Source organism: Algoriphagus iocasae (assembly GCF_014206875.1).
Taxonomy (GTDB): domain Bacteria; phylum Bacteroidota; class Bacteroidia; order Cytophagales; family Cyclobacteriaceae; genus Algoriphagus; species Algoriphagus iocasae.
Map to the genome: position 1 here is coordinate 49316 of NZ_JACIJO010000005.1, position 15594 is coordinate 64909.

Here is a 15594-nt window from a genome sequence, read left to right on the forward strand (position 1 = left end):
TTACCATTGAAGGTGGACTTCCTTTTTGATATATTTTTCATAAACCTCCTTTGCTATTGCCATTTGCGCAGAAGTAAGTGGCACGCCATCCGAAGCTTGAATATTGGACTCCAACTGAGAAAGCTTCGATGCTCCCGGAATCACCGTACTCACCTCAGGAAACATCAATATCCATTTCAAGGCAAACTCCGCCAAAGACTGATCTGCTCCCAACTCTCTTTTTAATTCTTCTATAGCCTCAAAAGCTATTTCCAGTGGCACTCCTGAAAAAGTTTCTCCTTTGTCAAAGGCTTTTCCCTCTCTATTGAAATAGCGATGGTCGTCTTTGGAAAAAGTTGTTTCAGGGGTGATTTTCCCGCTCAAAAGACCACTCGCCAAAGGCACACGTACAATAATTCCAATTTCGTTTTTTTGGGCATTTCGGAATAAAACTTCATTCGGCTTTTGCCTGAAAACATTAAATATCACCTGAATGGTTGACACAATATCATATTTGATAGCACTCAATCCTTCTTTCACCTGCTCCACACTTACACCCATCGCTGCGATTTTCCCTTCAGCTTTTAGATTTTCAAATAATTCAAAAATCTCATCTCTCTGATAAACTGCCTCCGGAGGACAATGCAACTGAATCAAATCCAGTCTATCCAACCCTGTATTCCTTAAACTATCCTCCACATGCCTTCTGAGTTTATCAACAGTATAGGATTCATTCACATGAGGCTGTATTCGCCTTCCACACTTGGTAGCAACATAGATTTTTTCAGAGCGCTCTCTTACCGCTTTCCCTACAGCCGCTTCGCTGAGCCCGGCATCGTAAACGTCTGCGGTATCAACAAAATTAACTCCATTATCAAACGCTGTATGCAATAATTCTTCTGCAATCTTTGGATCAAAAGGCTTTCCCCAGCCTCCACCAACTTGCCATGTTCCAAGTCCAATTTCTGAGATTTCAAATCCTGTTTTACCTAGTTTACGATAATTCATGGGTATTTTTTATTAAAGAATGGCCTACAAAAAGTTATAAGCATCGGGTATTTAAAATGGCTATCGAAAAGCAATATAAATTTTTATCTTTAGAATCTTTGATGAAAATTGATCCAGTTTTTCGGAGATCATTTTTCGATTCAACCTATACAGAAATGAAATCTAGAAGACAATTCTTAAAATCTGTTGGCGTAGCAAGTGCTGCAGCCGTATTACCTATTCAATCAATCGCTAAAGAAATGGCAAAACAAAAAATGATTCATCAGGTCTATTTTTACCTGCATGATGTAGCTAACACTGAAGAGTTTTTAACAGAAGCAGTTCCTATGTTGGGAAGATGTAAAACAGTAGGAAAATTCATAGCTGGAGTTCCGGCTGATACTGCCGATCGTGACGTGGTAGACCACTCTTTTCAGGTTTCTTGTACGATTTTCTTTGATAGCTTAGAAGATCAAAATGTTTATCAGTCTGATCCACTACATTTGGAGTTCATTGAAAAATATTCACATATGTGGAAGACTGTAAAAGTCTACGATATAGCGATATAACACATCTTGATTCCAATAATTATCGTAACTAGGATTCATATCAACTCATAAAATGAGAAAATTTATTTACCTGAGTTTGCTGTTAGTGGGACTTGGATCCTGCAACAAAAAAGATGATCCTACGCCAAATCCACAATCTGACGTTGTAAAGGATGCAATCTATGATACGATGGAAGAATGGTATTATTGGAATCAAGAACTTCCTCCCAAACCAAATCTATCTGATTTTGCTTCGAATGAAGAGTTTCTTGAAGCGATAAAATTCAAGCCTTTGGATAGGTTTTCATACCTGACCACCCAGGAAGACTTCAACAATGCTTTTGTTGGCAGAAATGCAGGCCATGGTTTTGGATTTGCTTTCGATGCTAATGAGCGACTTTATTTAACCTTTGTCTTTGATGAAGCTCCAGCTGGAAAAGATGGTTGGCAAAGAGGTTGGGAAATTATCGAAGTGAATGGAAAGCCAATTGCTGATTATAAAACCACATCAGGCGGCTATGATTTTAAATTGGGTGGAGCAGAAGCTGGAATAACCAACTCCTTTACCTTCAAACTTCCTGATGGATCGACTACGACTCGCTCTAACACAAAAGCTGAATACCAGTCTAATTCTGTTTTATACCAAACAGTCATCGAACTGACAGGAAAAAAAGTTGGCTATTGGGTTTATAACAGTTTCAAAGCAACAGCGGGTCTAAGTCCGACAAGAAGCCAAGAAGTCGAAGATTCATTTACCTATTTCCAGAATCAAGGCGTAAGCGAACTGATCATTGATTTGAGATACAATGGAGGAGGGTCTGTAGCTGTAGCAGAGCAAATTTCAAATTACCTGATTCAATCTGCAAACAATGGCAAGTTGATGTACACCAATAAGCTGAACTACCTAAAAACCAATCTAGAGAATAGCACCAATTTTAAAAAAATCGGTTCTCTAAGCCTAGACAGGTTAGTTTTCATCACTTCAAGGGGAACTGCTTCTGCCTCCGAATTAGTCATAAATAGCCTTACCCCTTATTTTGACATTACTTTGATTGGGGATAATACCTTTGGAAAACCAGTGGGTTCTTTCCCTCTTTCACCTTATGAACCAGTTCTCAAAAAGAATAATGTGGAATTGGTCCCTATCACTTTTGCTACTGCAAACGCAGAAGGCAACGCTGAATATTTTGATGGATTTGAACCGGATTTTCTTGTGGGAGACACCCCGCAATTCGATTGGGGAGATTCTCAGGATTTGAGACTATCGGCCGCTATTCAGGTTTTGGAAAATGGAGGAGTAAATAGCAGAATGCTAAATTCTTACTATCGCCCTCGATGGGAGATGATAGATGCATTTAAAGGATTGCAACAGGAATTCCCTGTTTATTAGCAAAAAAGCCCGGCATCAACCGGGCTTTTTTTTATTTCTTCTGATGCCTATCGATCAGCACTTCCATCACTTCATCCAATTCATATCCTTTGGCTTCTAATAAAACCAGGTAGTGGTAAAGCAAATCGGCTGCCTCTCCCATGAAAAGCTCTTTATTATCATCCTTCGCTTCAATCACGATTTCCACAGCCTCTTCGCCTACCTTCTGAGCAACTTTATTGATGCCTTTGGCAAAAAGGGAAGCGGTATATGACTTATCAGTTGGATTGTTTTTCCGATCCTTAATAATTGCTCTGAGCTGATCGATAAAACCGGTTTTTGAATCATTCACTTCATCAAAACAAGTGTCAGCCCCAGTATGGCAAACCGGACCTCTTGGATTAGCTTTCACTAAAATCGAATCTCCATCACAATCCACAGCGATAGAAACCAATTCCATGAAATTACCGGAAGTTTCCCCTTTGGTCCAGAGTCGGTTTTTGCTACGGCTAAAAAAAGTAACCATTCCACTTTCTTTTGTTTTTGCTAAAGCTTCCTCGTTCATATAGCCCTGCATCAATACTTTCCCACTTAGAGAATCCTGTGCAATTGCCGGAACCAAACCGTCCATTTTCTTGAAATCTATAATTCTTTCGCTCATTACTATATTCTTATACTGATTTCTGAATCTGAGAGATAACTCTTCAATTCAGGAATACCAATTTCTTTAAAGTGAAAAATACTTGCTGCCAAAGCCGCGTCTGCTTTGCCAAAGGTAAACACATCTTTGAAATGTGCCATGGTTCCAGCTCCACCGGATGCGATTACAGGAATGGAAAGTGCATATGAAATCTCTGCCAATAATTCATTCGAAAATCCCGCCTTGGTACCATCATGATCCATAGATGTCAACAAAATTTCTCCAGCACCTCGATCGCAAACCTCTTGTGCCCATTCCTGAGTTTTCAACAAAGTAGCTTTCCTTCCTCCATGCGTATGCACAAAGTCAATTCCATCGACATTCCGCGTATCTATTGCCACCACGATGCATTGGGAGCCAAATTCGGCAGCCATTTCATTGATGATCTGAGGATTTTTTACTGCAGATGAATTTATGGAAATCTTATCTGCCCCTGCATTTAGAAGCACTTTCACATCTTCCACTGTAGAAATCCCACCTCCCACTGTAAATGGAATATTGATCGCCTTTGCCACTTTGGTCACCAATTCAGCCAAAGTTTTCCTTTTGTCAACAGTCGCTGTGATATCCAAAAACACCAACTCATCAGCTCCTTCATCAGAGTAAATTTTTGCCAATTCCACTGGATCTCCTGCGTCACGAAGTTCCACAAAGTTCACTCCTTTGACAGTTCGGCCTTCTTTGATATCGAGGCAAGGGATTATTCTCTTTGTTAACATTATATAGTATTCAAAACTTCATTATTCATAATTCGGAATTCTTCATTCGAACTTAATTTTTTTGATTTACGAGTTACGATTTACGAGCTCAATTTAAGTATTAAGCATTGTTCAATTAGTTAATCCTTCAGGATGGTCAGAAGTGGAAATGAGGTTTGATGATCAGTTCAATCTCGTAAATCAAAAATCGTCATTCGTAAATACTCTAGTAAAATCAACCAAACGATGCCAATTCCTCCAAACTTACTCTCCCTTCATAGTACGCCTTTCCAACTATCGTCCCATATACGCCGATTTTCTCCAGTTCTTCCAAGTCTTTGACCGAGGAAACCCCTCCACTTGCGATCAGTTTCACACCAGGGATTTCTTCCAAAATCTCTTTATATAAATCCACTGAAGGTCCCTGAAGCAAACCGTCTTTCGCGACGTCAGTGCAAATGACATAACTAATGCCCAATGCCACATAATCTTTAATGAAAGGGATCAAATCTACCTTTGTCGTCTCTTCCCAACCTCCAACAGCTATTTTTCTATCCTTTGCATCCGCTCCTAAAATGATTTTTTCTGAGCCGTAGGTTTTAATCCAAGTTTTAAACAAACTGGCATTTTTCACAGCAATGCTTCCACCAGTCACTTGCTTTGCTCCCAATTCAAAAGCTTTTTCTATCTCTTCATCCGCCTGAATTCCTCCTCCAAAATCAACTTGGAGGCTTGTTCCTACGCTAATCCGCTCCAACACTTCCCCATTCACAATTTTCTTTGCTTTAGCTCCATCTAAGTCAACCAAGTGCAGGCGCTGGATTCCAGCTCCTTCAAAGCGCTTGGCCATTTCCAATGGATCATCGTGGTATTCTTTTTTGCTGCTGTAATCGCCTTGACTAAGACGGACACACTTGCCTCCGATGAGGTCGATTGCTGGGATTATTTGCATTTTTAGAATTCGAAAATTTTAATGTTGAAAGATTGGAAAATTACGATTTACAATATAGGATTTGCGAGCTCAATTGCAGTTTTCCACATCCTACCTATATTAGCCCTTCCAGATGTTAAGAATTGGGAATGTTGATTGAGGTTCAAGCCAATCTCGTATATCGTAATTCGTAAATCGAAAATAATTGGTATTAGACACTAAGGAAATTGTTTAATAACTTCTCTCCCACCAAGCCACTTTTCTCAGGGTGCGCTTGAATTGCGTAGTAATTATCCCGATGAAGTATGCCCGAGAAATCATGGATATAATGCGTCTGGGCAATTGTAAACTCACTCAACTCGGCATAAAAGCTATGCACGTAATACACAAAAGGATTGGCTGGCAAGTCTTTCAAAAGCGGGTTATCAGCTAGATTTTCTAGTTCATTCCAACCCACATGCGGAACTTTGAACTCCTGAGAATTCTCCGGCACAAAGCGTTTTACTTTTACTGGAAAAACCCCCAAACACTCGGTATCATTTTCCTCTGAATGTTCACAAAGCAATTGCAATCCAAGGCAAACACCCAAAAACGGCTGTTTTAACTCCTTGATCAAGGTGTCAAGTTTTCGCTCTTTGAGATATCTCATCGCAGTACTCGCCTCTCCCTGCCCAGGAAAAACAACTTTATCGGCAGCCCGGATTACTTCTGGATCATCTGTTAATTCAGCATGAACACCTAACCGCTCCAAAGCGTAAAGCACCGACTGCACATTGCCGGAATTATATTTAATGACTGCTATATTCATTTTTTAGAAGACTGAAGACTGAAGACCGGAGACTGAAGTTAATTGCTTCTGTCTTCTGTCTTCCGACTTCGGTCAATAGTTATTTTCGATAAATAGTTATATCTCCCTAACGCCCAAACTTCAAAACCTCCTACTTCTCACTTCCCAACATCTCCTCGAGCACTGCCTCAATCTCAGGTAGCGACTCGTAAAGTTGCTCGTAATTCTCGATCACAAAGTATTTATCCTGGAAGTGATCTTTCCAGTATTCCTGATTCATAATTTTCCGAACATCATAATCATAATGCTTCGGTTCATTTGAAAGGCTGAATTTAGTCTCTCCTGCCGAACTTAGGATACCTGCCCCATAAATTTTTAGCTCTCCATCCTCTTTTATTAAGCCAAACTCAATCGTAAACCAATAAATCCTACTCAACAACTGGATCGCCCAAGGATTTTTGATATGTTTTAAAGCGATGCCGGAAAGTTTTTCCAAGAAATCCACATAGGGCTGATTGGTCAACATCGGCATATGTGCAAAAGCATCATGAAACATATCTGGCTCCTCCAGGTAATCCAATTGCTCCATTTTACGCAGCCAGGTCGAAGAAGGAAATCGTCTTTTGTTTAGCAATCCAAAAAACAAATCATCGTCAATCAAGCCAGGAACTACTTGCACTTCCCATCCAGTGGTTTTCGATAAAATCTGATTCAGCTCATCAAAATTCGCAATCTTATCGGCGGTAAATTTCACGATTTCAACTCCCTCTAAATAGGCTTTGGAAGCAGCTTTCGGGAGATTGGGCATCTGTCGTTCAAAGAGAATCTTCCAGACTTTAAAATCTTCTGGAGTATAGGCATCGTATTCCTGCCTGAGTTTCTGTAGTCGTGGATCGCTAAAGACCCAGTCTTTTGGTTTTGAATTCATGTTCTTGCTATTTGGGTATATTCTGTTCTTTTTAATATTCTTCTTTTTCCGTCACAGTTGTCCAGCTTCTGGAGAAGCATCATAACGGTGATTGCTTCGCTCCTTCGTCACTCGCAATGACGCTGGAAATAAAAAAAGGCCTACTCCTGGAAGGAATAGGCCTCTATATTTTTTACCAAAAAAACCATAGTCATCCTACCCCTTCATTGAGAATGGTGGTAAGAATGATGTACGAAAGTTCTTGGTGTCGGATTCATGCTACTAATTTAATCAGGTTAATCTAGAAATCAATTTTTTACAACAAATCAAATCCTTTTCGCATCGCGAAACTCTCTCTGATCCATGCAGCTAACCTTGCACTTTGGGCAAAATCCAAGGTTTGTTGACCATCGGAATAAGCTTTCTCTGGTGTTTCATGTGATTCATAGATTATCCCATCTGCTCCAGACATCACACCAGCCAAAGCCATCTGTGGCACATAAGCACGAATACCTATCCCATGAGAAGGATCCACAATCACCGGCAAATGAGATTTTGCTTTCAAAATCGGGATTGCATTCAAATCCAAAGTATTTCTGGAAGCTCTTTCGTAAGTTCTGATTCCTCTTTCGCAAAGAATCAATTTCTCATTTCCTCCAGAAAAAACGTACTCTGCAGATTGTAAAAGCTCTTCTATCGTTCCCGATATTCCTCGCTTTATCATCACGGCTTTGTCCACTTTACCCAATTCATCAAGCAAGTTGAAATTTTGAGAATTTCTAGCACCTACTTGATATACGTCCACATATGGATACATCTCCTCGATCTGAGAAGTTTGCATCACTTCAGTCACAATCTTAATGCCTGCTTCACTGGCAATTTGATACCAAAGCTTCAAACCTTCCAGTCCTAATCCTCTGAAAGCATAAGGACTACTTCTTGGTTTAAACACACCCCCACGCATCATCTTGATGTCATTTTCTACACAGTGCGCCACCACTGCGCGAATTTGCTCCTCTGATTCTATAGAGCAAGGCCCAGTGATAACCGCCATCTCACCATCTTTGATAAAGATGTTGTCTCCCAAATCGATGGACGTTGGTTTTGCCTTCCATTTTTTAGAGACCAACTTGTACTCATCAGAAACAATATGGATATCGACGATGCCATCCATTTGACCGATCTTTCGGATATCAAAATCCTTTTTACCGATACCGATTAGATAGTCGCCCAGCTGGGTTTTTACTTCGGTAGTTTTATAGCCGATTCCGTTGACCTCACGGATCAATTTATCTTTTTGGCTTTCGGAAATATCGGGCTGAAGCTGAATAATCATGGTGATTTACGAATTATGAAATACGAAGTACGAAACTTCGGATTGATAAATTATTTATTAGAAAATGAGATAAAGTGGCTTATTTTTTATTCAACAACACTTTTTAAATATTTCTGAATATCCTCATTTAAATTCTTGGAGCCTTTTACTGTCTTGATAAAAGCAGAACCGATAATTGCCCCATTGCTATATTCTGAAGCTTTGGAGAAGGTCTCAGCATCTGAAATCCCAAAACCTATCAATCTTGGGTTTTTCAAATTCATGGCTTTTACTCTTTCGAAATAGGCTATTTGCTCCTCCGAAATACCTGCTTTAGCGCCAGTAATACTATGGGAGGAAACCATGTAGATAAAGCCGTTGGTGTTTTGGTCAATTTCACGAATCCTTTTCTCTGAAGTTTGGGGAGAAATCAAGAAGGTATTCACCAAACCATATTCCTCAAACAGCGCTTTATAATCATCTATAAATTGCTGCATTGGTAAATCAGGAAGAATTAGTCCATCCACACCCACTTCTTTGCATTTCTTGCAAAACTCCTCCATTCCATATTGCATAATTGGATTTAAATAGCCCATCATAACTACAGGAATACGGATTTTGGCTCGGAAACCTTTGAGTTGTTCGAAGATCTTTTTCAGCGAAATACCATTTTCCAATGCAATCATGTTGCTATCCTGAATGGTCGGACCATCTGCTACAGGATCAGAATAAGGAACTCCAATCTCAATGATATCAGCACCACCTGCTTGGATCGCTTCCATGATTTCCATCGTACTTTCCAGCTCTGGAAAACCAGCTGTGAAATAGATAGAGAGAACACGCTCCTTTTTGGTATTAAATAATGTATGTATTCGGTTCATTTATGTTCTTTTTTTAACGGACCGATGTTAGGTGAACGATGACCGGTGTTAAATACACACATCTGACATCAAACATCTCACATCTGACTTTAATATTTACCCCATTTAATATAAGTCTCCAGATCTTTGTCTCCTCGACCGGAAAGATTCACCACTATGATATCATCTTTGGAATATTCGATCAAGTTCAATGCGTACAAAGCATGTGCAGATTCGATGGCTGGGATAATCCCTTCCAACTTACTTAACTCCACTCCTGCAGCCATTGCATCTTTATCCTCTACTGCGACAAATTCTCCTCTTCCCACATCAAACAAATGAGCATGAACCGGTCCGATTCCAGGATAATCCAAACCTGCAGAAATAGAATGCGGCTCTACTACTTGCCCATCTTCTGTTTGCATCAAAATCGTTTTTGAACCATGCAAAATCCCGGGAGTTCCTTTTGCTGTGGTCGCGGCAGTTTTCCCTGAATTCACTCCTAATCCTCCAGCTTCAGCAGCCACTAATCGCACTTCAGGAGTATTATAATAATGATAAAATGCTCCAGCAGCATTCGAACCTCCGCCCACACAGGCAATCACGATATCTGGATTTTCTCTCCCTTCTTTTTCTTTTAGCTGCCATTTGATCTCCTCCGATATCACGGACTGAAATCTAGCCACCATTTCCGGGTAAGGATGTGGACCAACCACAGAACCAATGATATAATGAGTATCCACTGGATTATTGATCCATGCACGCATGGCCTCGTTAGTTGCATCTTTTAGCGTTTTGGAACCCGAAGTTGCCGGAACAACTGTTGCTCCCAGAATCTTCATCCGCTCTACATTAGGATGCTGACGAGCAATATCAATTTCCCCCATGTACACCGTACATTCCATTCCCATCAATGCACAAACTGTAGCAGTTGCTACACCATGTTGCCCAGCACCAGTTTCAGCAATAATCCGCTTTTTACCCAGCTTCTTTGCCAAAATAATCTGTCCAATGGTGTTGTTTACTTTATGTGCTCCAGTATGGCAAAGATCCTCGCGTTTCAAGTAAACTTTAGCTCCATACTTTTCGGAAAGTCTAGAAGCAAAATACAAAGGAGTTGGTCTGCCTACATAGTCTTTCAACAATCCTCTGAACTCATCCTGAAATTCCTTCGAAGCCATGATTGCTTCGTAGTTTTCTCTCAGTTCCTCGACATTTGGGTGCAACATTTCGGGGATATAAGCCCCTCCAAACTTGCCATAAAAACCCTTTTCATCAACTTTGATCATCTCTTGTTGTTTTTTCTGTTGCCGGTAATTCCTTCTCGAGCAACCTGTTTTTAAAACTCTTCAGTTTTTCAATATTTTTTAATCCGGGAGCATCTTCAAACTTTGAATTCAAATCTATTCCCTTCAATTGAGGCATCTCTTTTTCAAGTCGAATCAGTTCTTCTACAGAATCCTCATCCAATCCTCCACTTAGAATAAATGGAACTTCAAAGGGGTAACTTTTTAAAATTTCCCAGTTGAATTTCTTCCCTGAACCCCCGTGATTTTTTGTGGCCGTATCAAATAAAAAACACTCTACCAAGCCCACATAATCTCTCAAACTTTCCCAATCAATGCTATCTCCCACAGAGACAACTTTCCAAAGTTTTTTATTGCTTTTCAGTTTAAGTTCTCTGACGAAAGTAGGACTTTCACTTCCATGAAGTTGTACCGCTGCAAGATTAAACTCATCGATTTTCGAAAGTATAAACTCCAATGATTCATTGACAAATACGCCGACTTTTGGCAATGCCACATTCTTCAATTCACTTACTCTATCCTTAGAAACAAAGCGTGGGGATTTCTCATAAAAGATCAAACCCATCCAATCTGGTTTGATTTCTACTTCCAAAGCCCGAATATTTTCCGGCTCTCGCATTCCACAAACTTTAATTTTCATCAGGCTTTATCTAAAGCAGTTTCCTTGGCAAGAAGTTTTCGATACTCTTTAATAAATGTATAAGCTGCCTGCTCTGGGCGGGAGGACTTCATGAAATTCTCTCCTATTAAGAATCCATCAAATCCAGCTTTTTTTAGTGAAACCAATGTCTCTGGCTTTGAAATCCCACTCTCGGAGATTTTCAAAAAAGAAGAAGGAATTCTGTCTACGAGTTCCATAGAGGTATCCAGAGAAACATCAAAGGTTTTCAGATTTCGGTTGTTTACTCCTACCAAATCCAAATCATCACAAAGGCTACGATCCAGTTCTTCACCGTCATGAACTTCCATCAAAACCTCCAATCCAATACTTTTGGCAAATGCAGCAAGCTCTTTCAATCTAGCAGGTTCCAAAGCGGCTGCAATCAATAGAATACAATCAGCACCGATGGATTTAGCCTCCAAAATTTGGTATTCATCCACGATAAAATCCTTACGGAGAATTGGGCAATAATTGAATTTTCGAGCAGTTTTCAAGTCCTCGTTGGAACCTCCAAAGAAATCCTTGTCCGTCAAAATGGATAAAGCCGAGGCTCCAGCTTGCATGTAACCAATACTTACGCTTTCTACCGATGCAGCACCATTGATCATTCCTTTGGAAGGAGACTTTCTCTTGAATTCTGAAATGATACCTGATTTTTCTGGATCAGTCACATATCTTTTCATGGACACTACTTTTCCTTCAAAAAAGATGCTCTTTTCCAAAAGCTTCACAGGTACCAAACTGCTCTTTTCAGCAACTTCAATATGCTTTTGAGCGATAATTTTATCTAATATATTCATGTGATTTTAAGCTAAAGAAACAGTTGTTTTAGGATTAACCAGACCTTCGAACACGTCCAATGCTTTGCCGGAAAGTAAAACCTCTTCAGCTTTTGCAATAGCATCAGGGAAAGTCATTCCTTCCTGAGCAGTAACCAAAGCTGCTGCAGAATTGGCTAACACCACTTGATTTTGGCTTTTGGTACCTTTTCCTTTCAGAATATTCTCGAAAATCTTTGCTGACTCTTCAATCGTTTCACCACCTAAGATTGACTCTGCTTTTAAAGTTGATAATCCAATATTCTCAGGAGTCAACACTCGCTCTCCATGGTTGGAAATCATCTTAAATGGCCCTGTCAAGGAGATTTCATCATACCCGTCCAAAGCATGAAGGATGGAAAATCTTCCCTCCATATTTTGATAGAGATATCCATAAAGTCTAGCAAGCTCGAGGCTGAACACCCCTACCAATTGTTTGTTTGGAAAACTTGGGTTTACCATCGGACCGAGCATATTAAAAAAGGTTTTCACCCCTAGTTCTTTTCTGATCGGTGCTACATTTTTCATGGCTGGGTGAAACAATGGAGCGTGAAGGAAACAAATCCCGACATCATCCAGACTTCTTCTTATTTTATCGATATCGCTTGTGAATTCATACCCGAAATAGGCAAGAAGATTAGAGGAACCGCAAATGGATGAAACCCCACTATTGCCATGCTTGGCTACATTCTGCCCAGCTCCTGCCACAATAAATGAGGATAAAGTGGAAATATTGAAAGTATCTTTCCCATCTCCGCCTGTTCCACAAAGATCCATGGCATCGTATTCCTCTATTTCTACAGGCACACAAAGCTCCAACATTGCCTCTCTAAATCCAGACAACTCTTCTACAGTAATACTTCTCATCAGATAAACTGTCATAAATGCAGCGATCTGACTTGTATTGTAATTGCCAGAGGCAAGATTTTTCAACACTTCCTTTGCTTCTTCTTTGCTTAGAGTTTTATGAGCAATCAGGTGATTTATTATTTCTTTCATGATTGGGTTGGATTAAGGGTTTACGAATGGCTACACATTCTCCAGCCAGTTGCGAATGATTTGAACTCCATTTTCTGTAAGAATACTTTCCGGGTGAAACTGAAGCCCTCTTACATCGAATGATTTATGTTTAACTCCCATGATTTGGTTGTCGGGAGTTCTAGCAATTACCTCTAGGTCAGACGAAAGGGTGGATTCGTCAATAACCCAAGAATGGTATCTACCGATATTAAATGTATCTGGAACCTCTTTAAAAAGCAAGTCTCGATCTACTCTGACAACGGATGCCACACCATGTAAAACCTCTGAAAGATTGATCAGACTTCCCCCGAAGGCTTCTCCAATTGCTTGATGACCTAGGCAAACTCCTAAAATGGACTTGTCAGCGGCATATTTTTTAATCAATTCCGGCATGATACCAGCATCCTCAGGAACACCTGGTCCCGGAGAAAGCAGGATTTTATCATAATTTGCTACTTCCTCTAAACTTATTTTATCATTCCGGAAAATATCCATCTGATCTCCGTATCCCAATTGTCTCACGATATAGACAAGGTTGTAGGTAAAGGAATCGTAATTATCTAGGACTAAGATTTTCATCTTTTTTATTTTACTTTTAAAAGGTTGTGTAATTGAAAGGTTGGAAAATTGAAAAATTTCAAAATTTGCTTCATTCTTTCTTTTTCTTTTTTTCAAATTCCTTTAAATAGGTAATAAACCCTTTTAGTTCACTGGATATCTGAATCAGTTCGATATACAAAGACTCGTAATCTTGCTTGGAGATTTTATTTGAACCATATGTTAAAAACAATTGGCTTCTCAATTCACCTGCAGAACCTTTTGCTATCGCTAAGTACTTAATAAACTGTCTATTGCTATTGTATTCAAACCCCTCAGCTATATTGTTAGATATTGAAATTGCTGCACCTATCAATTGATCTTTAGCTCGGTAATCTTTTGCCAAGAGATTAGTTTCAACTAATTCATAAATTTTCAAGCCAATTTCGATAGCATCCTTCCAAACTTTTAGATCTTCAAACCGCTCAACTTTTGCCATAATTTTCCAATTTTTAAACTTTTCAATTTTTAAATTATATAGCTTCCGCAGCTCTTAAGGCTACTCTCAGTGCTTCCAGTTTATTGGAAACTTCCTGCAACTCAGATGGAATAGAAGATTTGGCGACAACTCCTGCTCCAGCTTGGAACCTCAGTTGATTATTTTCTGATACAAAGGATCGAATCAAAATGGCATGGTTGAAATCTCCATTAAACCCTAAATACCCGATAGCTCCACCATAAAATTCTCTTGAGGTATTTTCGAGCTCATCAATCAATTCCATCGCTCTATATTTCGGCGCACCAGAAAGAGTTCCTGCCGGGAATGTATCTGCAACCAGTTGAAGGGGGTTAGCTCCAGGTTGTAATTCACCAGTAACTTTTGACACAAGGTGGATCACATGAGAGTAATATTGGATTTCTTTAAATACCTCCACGTTTACATGGACAGAAGATCTGGAAAGGTCATTTCTTGCCAAATCCACCAACATCACATGCTCTGAATTTTCTTTGGGATCATCGTAAAGTTTACGGGCCAAAACCGCATCTTCCTGATCATTTCCCGTTCTTCTAAAAGTACCTGCAATAGGATAAATAGTGGCCTTTTTATTTTTCACAACAATTTGTGCCTCAGGCGAACTTCCAAAAACTTTGAATGAGCCATAATCAAAGTAGAATAAATACGGAGATGGATTCACTGATCGCAATGCGCGATACACATTAAACTCATCGCCTTTAAACTCAGTTTTAAACCTTCTGGAAAGGACTATTTGGAATACATCCCCTTTAAAACAGTGTTCTCTTCCTTGGTTAAGAATCTTCAGAAATTCCTCATCTGAATAATTGGAAGTCTCCTCCCCAATTCTTTTAAAAGAATAACTCGGGATATTTTTATTATTAAGAAGAATCTCAATTTCATCCATTTGATTTTCCGACTCTACACCTTCTACCTGATGCTCAAACATGTGTAGTTCATTTTTATAATGATCCACCACAATGATGTTTTGATAAACTGAATATTGAAGCATCGGAACTTCACTGCTTTTGGTATTATTCAGATTGATATCTTCAAAATAGGCTACAGAATCATATTGGATATAGCCAAAAAGTCCATTTGTACTGAATTTAAATTGATTGGGTTCATGGGAAAATTTATTTCCAAATGCCCTTAAACTATCCATCAATTTCTGATCACTGGAAACATTATATGTCACCGAATCACCATTAGGCAACTGCTCAACTACTTTTCCGGCGTTGAAACTAAATGTCGCTAATGGGTTAAAGCAGATATAGGAATAGCTGTTTTCCTGTCCATGGTAATCGGAACTTTCCAATAAAATCGGGTTGACAAATCTGTCTCTGACCTGCAGGTAAATACTTACTGGAGTAATCGTATCCGCCAACCTTTTTCGGTATGAGGTGACAATTTGAAAATTTGACTTGGACATTAGTTATTAAATTTTGATCATAAAAAAAGGCTTACTGGGAAATCCAGCAAGCCTATCTATTTCGTGCAACAATATTTAGGCACGGGCTTTCTGAGCTTTCCCTTGGAAAGAATTCAGATGCCACCACCAGTATTTTGCTGCTATTGTTTTCATAAGTTTCGGACAAATTTAGAAAGGGATAATTAAGGTCAAAGCATCGAATCATTTTTTTTTCAAAAAAAATC

The 15594-nt window shown here is 39.4% G+C and carries 17 protein-coding genes; 2 read left to right on the top strand and 15 right to left on the bottom strand.

The annotated features are described in order from the left end of the window. Positions 1–987 carry an aldo/keto reductase gene (locus FHS59_RS21465; RefSeq protein WP_184498087.1) on the bottom strand — a complete coding sequence of 329 codons (987 nt, stop codon included), beginning with the start codon at positions 985–987 and terminating at the stop codon, positions 1–3. 155 nt (positions 988–1142) lie between these two features. Between FHS59_RS21465 and FHS59_RS21470 the strand changes: the two genes are divergently transcribed. Together FHS59_RS21470 and FHS59_RS21475 are read left to right on the top strand one after the other, a co-directional pair. Next, positions 1143–1535, top strand: coding sequence for a Dabb family protein (locus FHS59_RS21470; RefSeq protein WP_184498089.1), 393 nt, complete (start codon positions 1143–1145; stop codon positions 1533–1535). A 52-nt stretch (positions 1536–1587) separates the two neighbouring features. Next, on the top strand, positions 1588–2904 hold the full coding sequence (locus FHS59_RS21475; protein ID WP_184498091.1) for a S41 family peptidase: 1317 nt from the start codon (positions 1588–1590) through the stop codon (positions 2902–2904). A 31-nt stretch (positions 2905–2935) separates the two neighbouring features. On the opposite strand, the gene hisIE is transcribed toward FHS59_RS21475, so the two are convergent. The 14 genes from hisIE to FHS59_RS21545 all read right to left on the bottom strand — a co-directional run bounded on the left by hisIE (position 2936) and on the right by FHS59_RS21545 (position 15370). Next, complete coding sequence (gene hisIE / locus FHS59_RS21480) at positions 2936–3544, bottom strand: bifunctional phosphoribosyl-AMP cyclohydrolase/phosphoribosyl-ATP diphosphatase HisIE (protein WP_184498092.1); 609 nt, start codon at positions 3542–3544, stop codon at positions 2936–2938. A gap of 2 nt (positions 3545–3546) precedes the next feature. After that, positions 3547–4302, bottom strand: coding sequence for an imidazole glycerol phosphate synthase subunit HisF (gene hisF / locus FHS59_RS21485; protein ID WP_184498094.1), 756 nt, complete (start codon positions 4300–4302; stop codon positions 3547–3549). Positions 4303–4516: 214 nt separating this feature from the next. Next, the gene (gene hisA, locus FHS59_RS21490) at positions 4517–5233 is read right to left on the bottom strand and encodes a 1-(5-phosphoribosyl)-5-[(5-phosphoribosylamino)methylideneamino]imidazole-4-carboxamide isomerase (protein ID WP_184498096.1); all 717 of its coding nucleotides are present in this window, start codon (positions 5231–5233) and stop codon (positions 4517–4519) included. A 190-nt stretch (positions 5234–5423) separates the two neighbouring features. After that, positions 5424–6020 (bottom strand): imidazole glycerol phosphate synthase subunit HisH, encoded by a 597-nt coding sequence (gene hisH / locus FHS59_RS21495; protein ID WP_184498098.1) that lies wholly within the window; start codon positions 6018–6020, stop codon positions 5424–5426. Positions 6021–6150: 130 nt separating this feature from the next. Then, positions 6151–6927 carry a phenylalanine 4-monooxygenase gene (locus FHS59_RS21500; RefSeq protein WP_184498100.1) on the bottom strand — a complete coding sequence of 259 codons (777 nt, stop codon included), beginning with the start codon at positions 6925–6927 and terminating at the stop codon, positions 6151–6153. 295 nt (positions 6928–7222) lie between these two features. Continuing rightward, positions 7223–8242 (bottom strand): bifunctional 3-deoxy-7-phosphoheptulonate synthase/chorismate mutase, encoded by a 1020-nt coding sequence (locus FHS59_RS21505; protein ID WP_184498105.1) that lies wholly within the window; start codon positions 8240–8242, stop codon positions 7223–7225. Between the two features lie 86 nt (positions 8243–8328). Continuing rightward, complete coding sequence (trpA, locus tag FHS59_RS21510; protein WP_184498107.1) at positions 8329–9102, bottom strand: tryptophan synthase subunit alpha; 774 nt, start codon at positions 9100–9102, stop codon at positions 8329–8331. 89 nt (positions 9103–9191) lie between these two features. Next, positions 9192–10370, bottom strand: coding sequence for a tryptophan synthase subunit beta (gene trpB / locus FHS59_RS21515; RefSeq protein WP_184498109.1), 1179 nt, complete (start codon positions 10368–10370; stop codon positions 9192–9194). Next, positions 10357–11028, bottom strand: coding sequence for a phosphoribosylanthranilate isomerase (locus FHS59_RS21520; RefSeq protein WP_184498111.1), 672 nt, complete (start codon positions 11026–11028; stop codon positions 10357–10359). The genes trpB and FHS59_RS21520 overlap by 14 nt, the downstream gene beginning before the upstream one ends. Beyond that, the gene (gene trpC, locus FHS59_RS21525; RefSeq protein WP_184498113.1) at positions 11028–11849 is read right to left on the bottom strand and encodes an indole-3-glycerol phosphate synthase TrpC; all 822 of its coding nucleotides are present in this window, start codon (positions 11847–11849) and stop codon (positions 11028–11030) included. The genes FHS59_RS21520 and trpC overlap by 1 nt, the downstream gene beginning before the upstream one ends. 6 nt (positions 11850–11855) lie before the next feature. Beyond that, complete coding sequence (gene trpD, locus FHS59_RS21530; protein ID WP_184498115.1) at positions 11856–12866, bottom strand: anthranilate phosphoribosyltransferase; 1011 nt, start codon at positions 12864–12866, stop codon at positions 11856–11858. 30 nt (positions 12867–12896) lie between these two features. Next, the gene (locus tag FHS59_RS21535; protein WP_184498117.1) at positions 12897–13466 is read right to left on the bottom strand and encodes an anthranilate synthase component II; all 570 of its coding nucleotides are present in this window, start codon (positions 13464–13466) and stop codon (positions 12897–12899) included. Between the two features lie 70 nt (positions 13467–13536). Next, positions 13537–13923, bottom strand: a complete 387-nt coding sequence (locus FHS59_RS21540) for a four helix bundle protein (protein WP_184498119.1) — start codon at positions 13921–13923, stop codon at positions 13537–13539. 34 nt (positions 13924–13957) lie between these two features. Continuing rightward, complete coding sequence (locus FHS59_RS21545) at positions 13958–15370, bottom strand: anthranilate synthase component I family protein (protein ID WP_184498121.1); 1413 nt, start codon at positions 15368–15370, stop codon at positions 13958–13960. Between the last annotated feature and the right edge of the window lie 224 nt (positions 15371–15594).

What these genes read in the sequence shown, in the direction of transcription:
- FHS59_RS21465 (WP_184498087.1), bottom strand. Translation starts at nt 987, where the DNA reads ATGAATTATCGTAAACTAGGTAAAACAGGATTTGAAATCTCAGAAATT.
- FHS59_RS21470 (WP_184498089.1), top strand. Translation starts at nt 1,143, where the DNA reads ATGAAATCTAGAAGACAATTCTTAAAATCTGTTGGCGTAGCAAGTGCT.
- FHS59_RS21475 (WP_184498091.1), top strand. Translation starts at nt 1,588, where the DNA reads ATGAGAAAATTTATTTACCTGAGTTTGCTGTTAGTGGGACTTGGATCC.
- hisIE (WP_184498092.1), bottom strand. Translation starts at nt 3,544, where the DNA reads ATGAGCGAAAGAATTATAGATTTCAAGAAAATGGACGGTTTGGTTCCG.
- hisF (WP_184498094.1), bottom strand. Translation starts at nt 4,302, where the DNA reads ATGTTAACAAAGAGAATAATCCCTTGCCTCGATATCAAAGAAGGCCGA.
- hisA (WP_184498096.1), bottom strand. Translation starts at nt 5,233, where the DNA reads ATGCAAATAATCCCAGCAATCGACCTCATCGGAGGCAAGTGTGTCCGT.
- hisH (WP_184498098.1), bottom strand. Translation starts at nt 6,020, where the DNA reads ATGAATATAGCAGTCATTAAATATAATTCCGGCAATGTGCAGTCGGTG.
- FHS59_RS21500 (WP_184498100.1), bottom strand. Translation starts at nt 6,927, where the DNA reads ATGAATTCAAAACCAAAAGACTGGGTCTTTAGCGATCCACGACTACAG.
- FHS59_RS21505 (WP_184498105.1), bottom strand. Translation starts at nt 8,242, where the DNA reads ATGATTATTCAGCTTCAGCCCGATATTTCCGAAAGCCAAAAAGATAAA.
- trpA (WP_184498107.1), bottom strand. Translation starts at nt 9,102, where the DNA reads ATGAACCGAATACATACATTATTTAATACCAAAAAGGAGCGTGTTCTC.
- trpB (WP_184498109.1), bottom strand. Translation starts at nt 10,370, where the DNA reads ATGATCAAAGTTGATGAAAAGGGTTTTTATGGCAAGTTTGGAGGGGCT.
- FHS59_RS21520 (WP_184498111.1), bottom strand. Translation starts at nt 11,028, where the DNA reads ATGAAAATTAAAGTTTGTGGAATGCGAGAGCCGGAAAATATTCGGGCT.
- trpC (WP_184498113.1), bottom strand. Translation starts at nt 11,849, where the DNA reads ATGAATATATTAGATAAAATTATCGCTCAAAAGCATATTGAAGTTGCT.
- trpD (WP_184498115.1), bottom strand. Translation starts at nt 12,866, where the DNA reads ATGAAAGAAATAATAAATCACCTGATTGCTCATAAAACTCTAAGCAAA.
- FHS59_RS21535 (WP_184498117.1), bottom strand. Translation starts at nt 13,466, where the DNA reads ATGAAAATCTTAGTCCTAGATAATTACGATTCCTTTACCTACAACCTT.
- FHS59_RS21540 (WP_184498119.1), bottom strand. Translation starts at nt 13,923, where the DNA reads ATGGCAAAAGTTGAGCGGTTTGAAGATCTAAAAGTTTGGAAGGATGCT.
- FHS59_RS21545 (WP_184498121.1), bottom strand. Translation starts at nt 15,370, where the DNA reads ATGTCCAAGTCAAATTTTCAAATTGTCACCTCATACCGAAAAAGGTTG.